The organism is Flammeovirga sp. SubArs3 (assembly GCF_947387565.1).
Classification (GTDB): domain Bacteria; phylum Bacteroidota; class Bacteroidia; order Cytophagales; family Flammeovirgaceae; genus Flammeovirga; species Flammeovirga agarivorans.
Genome location: NZ_CANDOA010000001.1, coordinates 473,122 through 486,294 on the forward strand (window position 1 = coordinate 473,122; position 13,173 = coordinate 486,294).

Here is a 13,173-nt window from a genome sequence, read left to right on the forward strand (position 1 = left end):
TTGTTTCTTACATTACAATATTAGCCAAGTATTGACTCTGCTTATGTGTAAGAATTACCCTTTAGTTGCACTTATTTAACCTGTGTGATTCTGAGTGGTAAATTTTATTCATAATTGATACTTATGATCCATAAAACGACAAAAAAAGTACCCATAAACTCAAGGCTTAATGGGTACTCCAATTCAATTAAACTTAATTTATTCTACTGATTCACACCATTTAGAGACAAAATCCCCCAGGTGAAGCTAAGACGATAATGTTGTTTAGACATTTTATATTTGTCTTGTGTAACGGATAGTGTTCCTCCTATCCCTGCCTGCTGGCAATGAATATTTAATGTATAGAAATTATCTTCTTCTAGCTCATACTGGTGTCGAGCTGTTTTAATTTTATCTTTTGAATAAGGCCATACAGAAAATTCAAAGCTATCCTCTGATGCGATTTTCACTCCACCTTTACTCTTCGATGAAGTTAATTTAAGCCACTTCGTCTGTGTACGATTACCATTCTCTTGAGGCTTCACATAAGGATAAAAAGCATCTGCTGTGTTAAAGCGATACACGCCCATATTCACTGCTCTTTTTCTATCTGAATAGGATTCAAATGGACCATTTCCGTAGTATTGCAAAGCATCCATTTCTTTGGATACTCCTGCAGTCATACCAATAAGAATAGCATCAGGAACGCCTTCCTTCTTTTCAAGCTCTAGGTTAACACTAAGCTGATCATTAACCAAAGCATAGGAAATGTTGATCTCTACCTGATCTTTCAGCTTTTTTGTCACAATCACTTTACCATTTTCCTTTTGTACTTTCTCAGAAGTCCATTGGTCTTCGATGGATCCCCAATACTCTCCCGATTTTTTCATCGGTCTAAAACTAATACCTCTAACATCATTATCAATTGGAGGTCTAGTAAAGTTAAGTTGTAACGGTTGGTACAGCTGTTCAATACCCTTATACTGGTAAGAGATGACCTGACCATTTTCTTTACTTACCTTAATCAGTACGTCATTACCTTGAATACTGAAAAATGTATCTTCTTCTTGAATTGTTCCTGTTGTCTTTTTCTTCTTCTTTTGCTTCGCTGCTTCTTGAATTTTCAGTTGTTCTTGAGCCAACTGATGTCCTTTTGCACACCATAATTGATCTTTGCTCTCAAACATTCCAAAATTCAACCAATAATCCTTATTCCCTTTTCGCTCTATACTGTCAAGAGGAATTGTAAAGATCAAGGAATCTCCTGCAGGAATATTTAAAGTAACTTCAGAAGCTCTAACCACTCTTCCTTCCTCTTGAATTTCATAAGAGAAAGTATATTCGGAAAGGTTTGTAAAAGCATATCGGTTATAAATCACCACTTCTCCTTTAGCAACATCCGACCATCTCACCTCAATAGGTTGAAATGTATACTTCATCTCCAATGCATGAGGATGTGGATTTAAATAACTATCAAAAACACCATTAATACAGAAGTTTTCATCATTAGGTACATCTCCAAAGTCACCTCCATAAGCTAAAAAGTCTTGGCCATTTTCAGTTTGGTTGATCAAACCTTGGTCTCTCATATCCCAGATAAACCCACCTACAAGATTTGGTGTCTTTCGGATATAATCCCAATAGTCTCCCAATCCGCCCATAGAATTACCCATAGCATGCATGTATTCACATAGAATAATAGGTCTCTGGATATTTTTATTCGTAGACAAATGTACTATTTGTGCATAGTTTGGATACATTCTACTCACAACATCTACAAAAGATGGGTCTGTTGGATTCGCCATAGAAGGCCAGTTTTGAGAAGTATACCCTACATTATCTCCTTCTTTATATTCAGGATGTGTTGGGTCTCCTTGTGCTCCTTCATAATGAACAAATCTACTCGGATCAAAATCCTTAATCCAACCTGCTGCTGCTGCAAATGCAGGTCCAGTCCCCGATTCGTTACCTAATGACCAAGAAATAACACATGGTTGATTTTTATCTCTTTCAACCATTCTTGTGATTCTACTCATCATTGATGGTACCCAAGAAGGTTGATATGGAATGTAACTACCTAAATGATGACATTCTATATTTGCTTCGTCCATCACATACAACCCGTACTTATTACATAATTCTAAAAAATAGGGATCATTTGGATAATGAGACGTTCTTACTGCATTTACATTAAAGCGTTTTAATAACTGAACTTCTTCTTCAAGGTCCGCTCTGCTAATTGCTTTTCCTTTTGTTGGATGATGATCATGACGATTCACACCCATAATTTTCACAGGTTGATTATTCACCAACAGTGCATTTTCTGCATTGAAAGTAATCTCTCTAAAGCCAATCTTATGACTTCTTGACTCTATGACCTTACCTGATTTATCCTTTAATGAAAGAACTAAAGTATATAAATAAGGTGTTTCTGCAGTCCATAAATGAGGTTGAACTACTGTCGATTCTAACAAAGCAAATTTAGGCAAGTCCCTTGGAGGCCATCTTTGCTCATAAATTTTCTTTGCTCCAACCGACAGTTCGTTATCCAACACCATTTTATTTTCCTCATCAAATAACTTGGCTGTTACCTTGTAATTCTCTAATTGCGATGGAGAATCTTCTACCCATAATTCAGGTCTAATCTTCAGCTTCGCCTTTGTAAAATCATTATTGAAATCAGTTTTTACATAGAAATCATTGATAGATATTTTAGGTTGAGCAAGTAACATCACATCTCTGTGTATACCACTTAAACGCCACATGTCCTGATCTTCTAAGTAACTTCCATCACTATAACGGTAAACCTGAACGGCTACCTTATTTTTTCCTTCTTTTAAGAAGTTTGTGATGTCAAATTCTGCTGCCAAGCAACTTCCTTGAGAATAACCTACTTTTTGTCCATTTACCCATACATAGAAAGCAGAAGTCACTCCACCAAAGTGAAGAATAATCGATTGATCTTTCCATTCTTTAGGCACTTTAAACTCTCTGAGATAAGACCCTACTGGGTTCTCTCTATATATTTTAGGAGGTAATGGAGGTGTCGGCCCTTTCCAGTCATATACCAATGTAGTATCTAAGATATTTGGTGTGAAAGGATAGGTGATATTCGTATAAATCGGTTGACCGTACCCTTTCATTTCCCAATTAGAAGGCACCTCTATGTCATCCCATTTCTTCCCATCGAAATCAACATTCATAAAGTGTTCAGGCTTTTCCTCCACTTTAGGAACAAACTTAAATTTCCATGTTCCATTTAGAGAAAGCATTCTTGATACCTCTCTATTACCTTCAAGAGCATCTGATTCATTTTCAAAAGAATATGAAGCCACTCTTGCTGGTAATTTATTGATTTCAAAAACATGTTCATTTTCCCAATCTACCTGTGCATGACAGACAAAAGCAGAAAATAAACTCACAGAAAGAAGAAAGATTGCTTTTTTCATCATCAGTTAAACCTTATAACTTCAATAATCTTTTCGTATATACTTTCCCTCCGATGTTTACTTTTACGATATAAACACCATTTGTTAACGATCGTACGTCTACTTCAGTATTAGGAGTAATACTACTTTCCAACACCACGTTGCCTGTTGGGTTTAAAATAGAAATATCTACCGGTCCTTGAATTCCTTTTAGTCTAAAAGAAGAAGACGTTGGATTCGGGTATAATTCAATATTTTGTCCTAAATCGATATCACTAGACGTAATTTGATCAACAATCTGAAGGTCTTTGATTGATGTCGTTAAAGTAATTGTTTCTTCTTCATTTTCTGTAGAAGTGAAAGAAGCTGTTATTTCATAATAATGTCCGTCATCCAATTCCGATGTATTTTTCACATTTTGGATATTGATTAGAGAAGCAGTTTCCCCTGCAGCCTTACCAACTATTAGTGCTTGTGATTTCCCTACTACTTCAACAGACTCTCCATTTTCATCCATCTCATGTAATTCAACTTCAAGGTTTGAAGCCGCAACAGAACCACTTCCTGCATCAAAATATGAAATAAAATTAATGCCATCAGCTTTCGCAAATTCAACATTCGAGTACTGATCTTTATCCGCATAAATTTGAGATTTTGCTTTCCAAACTCTCACATACTGACAAGCCATTTCTGTAGGAAACCCTACAGTAGTTGTAGAATCTGGAACGGGACGTCTTGAACCGTCTTCAATATATTCCACAAATGGAGCTCTAAGACCCATTGACACAGTAATATGCATTGGTAAATGCCAGTACAAGTTTTCTTTACGTCCTCTTTCAACACCATCCACATACCAGAAGATAGAATCCACTCTACTTAATACACCATAAGTGTGATAATCTTCTCTAGGGTCAAAATCTGCAATCCACTTATTTTGTGCAATTTCTGGTGTTTTATGAGGTCTGATTTGAATCAACTCACCATTTTCTCTAGCAACAGCGTGAAGGTTCATATCGATGGCTTCAGGTCCTTCCCAATCGTTGTTTTCAAAATCCCACTCTCTTTGTGTTAACTCTACAACATCGATTTCTGAATATTTGGCTTGTCCATCTTCAGTTGGATCAGGTTGGTTGATACTGTATAACCAGAATGCTGGAGATACACCAGGAAACCTATCTGCTCCTTTTATCTTTGCCTCAAAATAACCGTAAGTAATCGTTCTATTATTTCTAATAATTCCCGATTTGTAATATAATTCTTGATTCGAACCATAGTTTGTATCTCTTCTATGAGTCTCTTGAATCATTTTTATTTTCAGCTCATTATCTTCTACATAAGCTAATGAAGGCTCCCAAGACCATACTCCCCAATCGTTCGGATCATTTTCCCACTTTTGAGTATCTAACGATTCAAATTCATCAGATTGGTTGTCATCTAACTCCCATTCTAAATGTCCATGAGAAACAGGAGTTTGTGCAGAAATATGGTTTGTGAATGCTGCTATCATTAAAAATAACAGCAGCATTTTTGTTCGTTTGTTTTTCATTATTCTAGTTTAGTTTGTAATTGTCCATTCTATCGATATCATATTTTTCGAATTGTCTTTTTAGCTGCCACAATGGACGTTCTAAAGTCAATTCCCACTCGTACAGTAGTTTAAAAAGTTCTCTCACTTTTTCTTTTTCGACGTAAGCAAGGTTGTTTTTCTCAGAGATGTCTTCTTTGATATTATACAACTCGGCTGGTCTATCTGAGTATCTTATTAATTTCCAGTCACCACTTCTTACAGCCGCTCTCGTTTCTTTTTTCCAGAATAGATTTTCATGTGGTGCTGCAGTATTTTTACCATTGATATATGGCATTAAGTTCACACCGTCTACGTTCACTAGATCTTTTACATCTCCGCCACCTGCAGCATAGAAAGTTGGAAGTAAATCGAAAGTACTTACAGGAAAATCAAACGATGTGTTCTTTTTGATTTGCCCTTTCCAAGACATTAAGAATGGTACTCTAATTCCTCCTTCTAAATGATTTGATTTTGTTCCTGATAATGGGAAGTTAATTGATCCATTCTTATCTGATGGACCACCATTGTCGTTAGTATAGACTACAATTGTATTTTCAGTTAATCCTAATTCTTCTAGTTTATCTAATAATTTACCAGATGCTCTATCCATAGCCCAAGTCATAGCTGCTAATTCTTTTCGCTTACCATGTAAATTGGGAAACCTTTTCAGATCCTCTTCAGTAGATTCCAATGGGGTGTGCACAGCGTTATAAGACAAGAAGATAAAGAAAGGCTCGTCTTGATTTTTCTCTACAAACTGAATCGCCTCATCAGCAAAAATATCTGTTGCATAACCATCTGGCTCTTCGTAGTTACCAAAGTTTCTTTCCATCTTTTTATCTGGGTGTGGAAACTTATCATAAGCAAAGTAGCTTCTGTCACCACCTCTGAAACCATAAAATTCATCAAACCCTCTTTTATTTGGATGGTATTTATCAGCATCACCTAAGTGCCACTTTCCATAGAAAGCAGTTTTGTAACCTAATTTCTTCATGTAGTCACCCATTGTCTTTTCATCCAACGGTAAGCCCATGTCCACATCTAATAATTTTGACGACTCACTCATGTAGCCCGGTACGTTGTTTTCCTCGTATCCGAACTTTTGTTGGTACTGACCAGTAATTAAACCTGCTCTTGAAGGTCCACATACCGATGCAGTCACATACCCTTGTGAGAATATTAAACCGCTTTCTGCAAGTTTATCCAAGTTAGGCGTTTTAATTTCTTTACTTCCATGAAAACCAAAGTCTGCATATCCGCCATCATCAGAGAAAATCAGAATGATATTAGGCTGTTTTTTATCCTGTGCATACAGCTGGTCGATAGATAACAGAATAAAAAGAGTGAAGATCCAATATAATTTCATATGTAATACTTTTTATTTTTCAGATGAAAAAATTTATAATAATTGTAATATTCTTTCGATATATAGCTGATTTAAAGAAGAGTAATAGTGATGATTACATAGCCATTCTGTATTCCCTTGGTGTTTTACCAATGATCATTTTGAATTGCTTATTGAAGTTCGTGATCGAATTAAATCCTACTTCATAACATACATCAGAAATCTGATAATTTTTCTGTACTAATAATCTGCTAGCATTTCTAATTCTAACTTCATTCAGGTATTGTTTGAATGACTTATTAGTTACTTTCTTAAAGAATCGACAAAACGAGTTGGATGTAAGGCATGCAATGTCTGCTATCTCTTGCAAGTCGATATCCTTCTCATAATTATCAGAAATATATTTTAATACTCTGTCTAATCTCTCTTTATTAGAATCACCTTGTTGTCTCATATCTGATGTTGACAACTGATGAATACATTTTGAGTTGGCTAGTTTTAATAATAAGCTCAATAAGAAAATATTCTTTTCAGCTGAACTTAATTGTTGACAGTTCATCAATTCCTTCTCCAAAGATTTTCCAAACTCTTTAGAAAAAGAGATTCCGTATTTTGAATCACTTAACATCTCATTGATACAAGCAAACACTGGATTATCAAAAGTGTTTGGTCCCATAAAAGACTTATCAAATTTGATCACAAGGTTGCACATCTTTGTACAGTCATCATTGTTCTTCCAAAGGTGTGGAAGATTAGGACTGATCAAAACCAATTGACCACTTTCAAAACTTGAAACATGATCCCCTACAAATCTCACCCCGCTGCCTTCCTTTATATATATAAGTTCATACTGTTGGTGGTAATGCCAAATTGTTTCGTGACAAGGTTCGTTTTTCTGAGCAATAGTGATAGCGTTGTTTACTTGTTTTTCAGTGTCTTTAAATACTAATCTCATAACTTCGAAAATTTAATTCTCTTATTAGAGAAGGTGTGTGATAATTCATTTCAAATAGTCAAATAAAAAGCGGCTAGTGTTTTATGCTTTTCATTTCAAAAAATCATTGTTGACATTGTAAAACTCACACTTAAAACTGAGGAAGTATTTAAATTACGTATCAAAAATGTTGTTTTCGGTGTCATTTTGCGTCCAAAAACAGCATTTAAAGCATATGAGACTAATATTTACATTTGTGATACTAATGGAGACATTATTAGCATCATTTCTTCATGGATTTTTATTCTGATCAGATATTGTCCAAAAAAAAACCTTATCGCTACCAAATAGCGACAAGGTTTTTATAGTATAATGTTCCTCTCTGAGACGAAAAACATCAGTAATATTCTTATGTTTTAAGTGATTCTTTATCCTTTATTCATGGTATCTACACTAGCAGAATACTTACCTGGTGTAACACCATACTGTTCTTTGAATAATTTACTGAAGTGTGTCCTATTCTTGAAGCCTGTTAATATCACAACATCGTTTACAGTATTCTTCTTATCTAATAGAAACTCCGCAGCTTTCTTAAGTTTGAAGGAACGTATAATATCCTGTGGAGTAGAATCGGTAAGGGCTTTTATTTTCCTAAAGAACTGACTTCGACTCATCATCAACTCTCTTGAGAATTCCTCTAAATCAATATTCTCATTTGAGAGATTATCTTGTAATAGTTTAGACAAACCATCTAAGAACTGCTGATCGCTGTCTGATATTTTCTGTTTAGAGATTGGTAATGGCACCTCAGATTTTAAGCGTTCCTGTATCTTGCTTCTGTTATTTAAGATGTTTTGTATGGTAGCAACAAGCTGTTTCATCTCAAATGGTTTTGTAAGATAAGCATCTGCTCCAACCGACATCCCTTCTATCTTTTCATCACTAGAAGATTGTGAAGTAAGTAACACCACAGGTAAATGACTGGTCTGTAGATCGTCTTTTATTTGTCTACACATTTCAAGACCATTCATCTCTGGCATCAATATATCACTGATAATAAGACTTGGCCACTCTTCTTCCAAAGCCTTAATACATTCCGCTCCGTTATTAAATGTCTTTACTCTGTAATGCTGAGAAAGAACATTAGAGACAAAATTTCTCAGATCAACATTATCTTCAGCATAAAAGATCAAACTATCTTTATTACGACCATCTTTAGTAATAAAAGATAAGTCCATGTTTTCATTCACAATTCGTTGCTTCTGATCATGGTCTTCCTCTTGTAATACCTCTTCTAATCTTAATTGACTTGGAGCATCTTCCTCAACTACACCCACTGGCAATGTAATTTCAAATTTGGTTCCTTTTCCTATTTCACTGCTTACTTGAATTTTACCCTTATGTAGGTCAATAATCATCTTAGATAATTCTAGACCGATACCAGAACCCACAGAATAAACTTCTTTCTCATCAGATTGGTAGAACCTTTTGAAGACATGCTTCTGATCTTCTTTAGATATTCCGAAACCTGTATCCTCAATACTAAAACATAGATCCTCTCCCGAGAAAGAGTATGATATTGTAATTTCGTCACCTTCTTTTGTAAATTTAAAGGCGTTATTCAATAAGTTATTGATAACCATCTCAAGTTTACCCTTGTCAGCGCGTATGGTTAGTTGATTTGTTTCTCCTACCAGATTTAACTTCTTATTAGAATTAATTGCCAGTTGTTCAAAATCCTTTTTTACGTCAGTAATCAAATGTGTAAAGTCAAAAGCAGCTATTTTCAGTTTTAATAAATTTTGATCTGCCTTTCTCACTTCATGAACTTGATTTACTAATTGAAGCATCTTCTTCGATTGACGTTGAATCAAATCAATATGTTCATAGGCATCTTTGTTGTTCTCGAACATGTTCCTCAAAACATTAATAGGTCCATTAATTAATGTAAGAGGAGTTCTGAACTCATGAGAGATATTCATAAACAATTTCAACCTAGCCGCATCCAATTCTTTTAAACGAGAACTTTCTAAATGCTCTAATTTAAGCTTATAACGAAGCGACTTGAAACGTAATAAAATACCTATGCCAATACTTAATACCAATAAGAAAACAAACACATAAAAGATCTTAGCAAAAGTGGTATTCCACCATGGTTCTCGTATTTGTATTTTTAGGCTTTTTACGGCAGACCATTCGTTGTTTGCGTTCGATGCCTGAGCTTCAAAAGTATATTCACCAGCAGGAAGAAGGTTATAAGTGGCTATCTTATCTTTTGAAGAAGTGACTCTCCAAGTCGTTTCCTTTGGTAGCAACCTATAACGTAAGTTATGAGTATTGGCATTTCTAAAATGAAGAGAGATCAATTCAATACCTAATGAGTTTTGATCGTGATTTAGCTTAATTTTAGCCGTTTCATTCAACCTCTTTTTTAAAACTCCTTCTTCATCGTTGGCAGTAATATTCACTTTTGCGTTATGCACTCTTAAATCCCCAAATAATAACTGAGGTTGTTCTGAGTGATATTTAACAGCATATGGATCAAAATAACATAGGCCATTATTTCCACCAAAGACCATCCTATCATTTGAAAGTTTTGTGGAGGTAACTTCGAATGATGCCGGAACAATCCCTTCGTTAGTGGTGAAATTGATAATTTTCTTTGTGCGCGGATCTACTTGGTTAATGCCTCTATTTGTGGCTACCCAAAGGCGATTTCCTTTATCAAATTCTATTGACATCACATCATTATCATCCAACCCATCCTTTTCTGTGATCTGATCAAAAGAAAATAAGCCGTTTGATTCATTGATTTTAATCAATCCTTTCTCTAATACACCAATCCATAGTTCATCATTCAATGTACGGCGAATACATGTTACGGAGTTTTCATAGATGGAAATCTTATTATCCTTATCACGAATTTCTGTGACTTCGCCACCATCAGATAAGCTTTGATCATTTCTATATTTAAATCGAATCAGCCCTTTGCCATTAGTACAAATCCATAATACATCGTCTTTTGGATCTGCATAAAGCATATTCACCAATAAATTGATATCATAACTGATATCTCCTAAATCTTCAACAAAATCAATATTTTTAATTTCCCCTTGGGTATCTAGTTGAATTCTATAGAGTCGATCCAACCCTGCCAACCAAATATTTCCATGTCTATCGGTAGTAAATGCTCTAGCCCCTTCATCGATAATTTCCGGAATGTTTTTCACCTGTTTCCAATCAGAAGACAAATTTTTCATTCGGAAAATCCCTTTTCTTCTACTTCCTCCCCAAATTGCTCCAAACTGATCTCTTGTAACTCTAGAAATTCTCTGGTTATTGACTTTTGGATGTTCAAGATTAATGATCTGCTGTGTTCTTAAATCAACAACCTTATTTTCATTGGCATTTAAGGTGATGTAAACTTTATCAGGACCAAAAGGTAAAATATTAAGTACTTGTGACGATCGATTTTCACTATACTTCTCTTTTAAAGCCGAATATTTAAAAGTAGGTTGTTCATTAAAGAACTGGAAAAATCCCTGATTAAAGCTACCAATCCACCCGCCCTTGTTTGTAAGGGCAATACTACTTAAACGCGTAAAATCATCCCTGAAGGTATGGAAAACAATACTTTGCCCGATATTTTTAACGTAAGATGGAGAAGGTATTAAAGCAACTTTATTATTATTTTTCATGAGCCAAAGCTCCCCTTCATCACTCAACTTTAATTTAGAAAACTTCTGATTATCAAGAACTTTAGAGACAAATGAGATGGATTTACCCTCTTTATTATAGTTAAATACATATAGATCGAAATAACTAAGAGCATAGATCTGCTTGTTACCATCGAACGTCACATCAACACAATATTCTAATTGTCCACCTAATATATATATCTTCCGTCCTGTAAATGGATCAAATTGGATTAAGCCCCTGTTTGTTGCTAATAATATTTGGTCATCAACAAAATGAGAGATCTTAAATGTCTTATAATTTTTATTCTCAATTTTAAGAGGGTGTACCTTTTTTTCTAAAGCATAAGTGGTCTTATTAAACATCAATAAGTCACCAAGAATAGTATTACAAATGATGTAATTCTCTGTTTCCTCTATATCATTAATTGGAGTATTCTTTGTCTCTTCTAGTTCGTATAAACTTTCAAAACGATCTTCTTCGTATCTGTATAGTGTTATGCCTTTCTCTGTTCCTATAATGATGTTGTTCTTTGAGTCTTTGAACAGAGTTGTAATTCTATTACTCCCTAAGGCAGGAAAGTCCTCCTTAAAAAAAGTTTTGAACTCATAACCATCATATAGATTAAGACCTTTAAAAGTCCCTATCCACACAAAACCTTGATGATCTACCTCTAAGGACGTTACACCAAAGTGAGAAAGTCCTTCATTATAAGTAAGATGATTTGAGATATTTATACTTCTATCATTACCAAAAGCAGCAAGAGAAGTAATCATCATTATAACACAGGTAATTACAAATATGACGTATTTAATCATTGATTTCGACAGTGAAAAAATCATATTATATCTGAAGAATAAAGCAAACGCTCGTCTAGAATAAAAAATATATCAACCCTCTAAAGCAGTAGAGTTTGACCCCAAATATGAATATAAAACATATTTCTCTTAAAAATAGGTTGAGGTACACATTCGGTAATTTTTAATCATAATTTGGATAAGAATAAGGAAGAAAAATTCGTGAGTTTAAAAGTACTTTGTAATTAAGGATTATTGTTATTATCAAATTTTAAGCTTTCTATAAATATGTATAGACTGACAATCGTCATGCTTGTCATTATTCACCTGATGGGTTGTAAACAGAACCATCAACAACAAATAACGAAGAGTGTGATACAAAAAGAACTACTTCCGTTTATATTACAATCAAGTACCCTCCCTCAGTACTGGCAACTCAACCATAAGTTAAGTGATGAGTTTAATAGCACTACTATTGATACGGCCAAGTGGAACGTTCAAGGTGTAAATAACTATAGTAATAATTGGAAAGGTAATGCCCCTTCACAGTTTAAACATAGCAATATATATCTAGATAGTGGAATTTTAGTGATTCAATCCGCTTGGGACCCCAACTATAAATTTTCTGAGGCGAAGTATAATGGCATCGCTTATGAAAATGTAACAACAGGCAAGATCTTAAGTAAGCATGATATCACTCATGGGTTTATTGAAATAAAGGCTAAAATCCCACCTTCTAAAATTTCTAATATCTTTGGTGTTAAAGGGCAATTCAATGAGTTTCAAATCTTTGAACAATATGAAAGTAACTTCTCATCACCACAACAATCCTTAACTTTAAATTCTATACAGTTAACTCAACAACCCATTTTTAATAAGGTAAATATCTTTAATTTACCTTTGGAAGTAGCACTTAGTAATGATTTCCATATTTATGGCTGTGAATGGAATGCCCATGAAGTAAAGTTATATTTTGATGGGAAACTAATATATAAGACTCAGAAAGATCAACTGTTATGGTCTAAGCTCAATAATACATTAAAGTTATATGCAAGTTCGGAAACGAACCATAAAAAAGGATTACCAAATGAGACTGATTTACCCTCATACTATGAGATAGATTATATCAGAGTGTGGAATCCAACTTCATTTGCAAGCAAGTAGATTAGTAAAACGGAATATATATAAATAAAAAAAGGTCGTACCATTTGGTCGACCTTTTTTGCTTGTATCTAAAATGCTTTGTTAAAATGTAATTGTTTAAATAGATGTGTAATTTCTTTCGTTTGCTTTATTCTGTGTTCAATATAATTATACGCTATGAATTGAAGGGTGGTTTGGTAGAAAAAATATTATTAGTGGTAAAAAATAATTTTAGAATAACCGGAATATGAAACTTAATAACAGTTTAATGAAAAATGATCACT

At 34.3% G+C, this 13,173-nt stretch carries 6 protein-coding genes; 1 reads left to right on the top strand and 5 read right to left on the bottom strand.

Annotation, left to right across the window (positions count from 1 at the left end):
• Positions 1-203: 203 nt before the first annotated feature.
• The 5 genes from QL232_RS01870 to QL232_RS01890 form a co-directional block, all read right to left on the bottom strand.
• Positions 204-3,431: a glycoside hydrolase family 2 TIM barrel-domain containing protein gene (locus QL232_RS01870; RefSeq protein ID WP_281612829.1), complete on the bottom strand. Its 3,228-nt coding sequence runs from the start codon at positions 3,429-3,431 to the stop codon at positions 204-206.
• Positions 3,432-3,441: 10 nt separating this feature from the next.
• A complete protein-coding gene (locus QL232_RS01875) occupies positions 3,442-4,953 on the bottom strand; it encodes a family 16 glycosylhydrolase (RefSeq protein ID WP_281612830.1) in 1,512 nt (503 codons plus the stop codon).
• Positions 4,954-4,957: 4 nt separating this feature from the next.
• Entirely contained in the window at positions 4,958-6,340 is a 1,383-nt protein-coding gene (locus tag QL232_RS01880) for a sulfatase (RefSeq protein ID WP_281612831.1), read from the bottom strand.
• Between the two features lie 94 nt (positions 6,341-6,434).
• A complete protein-coding gene (locus QL232_RS01885; protein WP_168882277.1) occupies positions 6,435-7,274 on the bottom strand; it encodes an AraC family transcriptional regulator in 840 nt (279 codons plus the stop codon).
• A 407-nt stretch (positions 7,275-7,681) separates the two neighbouring features.
• Positions 7,682-11,728, bottom strand: coding sequence for an ATP-binding protein (locus QL232_RS01890; RefSeq protein ID WP_281612832.1), 4,047 nt, complete (start codon positions 11,726-11,728; stop codon positions 7,682-7,684).
• Positions 11,729-12,034: 306 nt separating this feature from the next.
• Here QL232_RS01890 and QL232_RS01895 point away from each other — a divergent pair, with 306 nt between their 5' ends.
• Entirely contained in the window at positions 12,035-12,910 is an 876-nt protein-coding gene (locus QL232_RS01895) for a family 16 glycosylhydrolase (RefSeq protein WP_281612833.1), read from the top strand.
• The last annotated feature ends 263 nt before the right edge of the window (positions 12,911-13,173 follow it).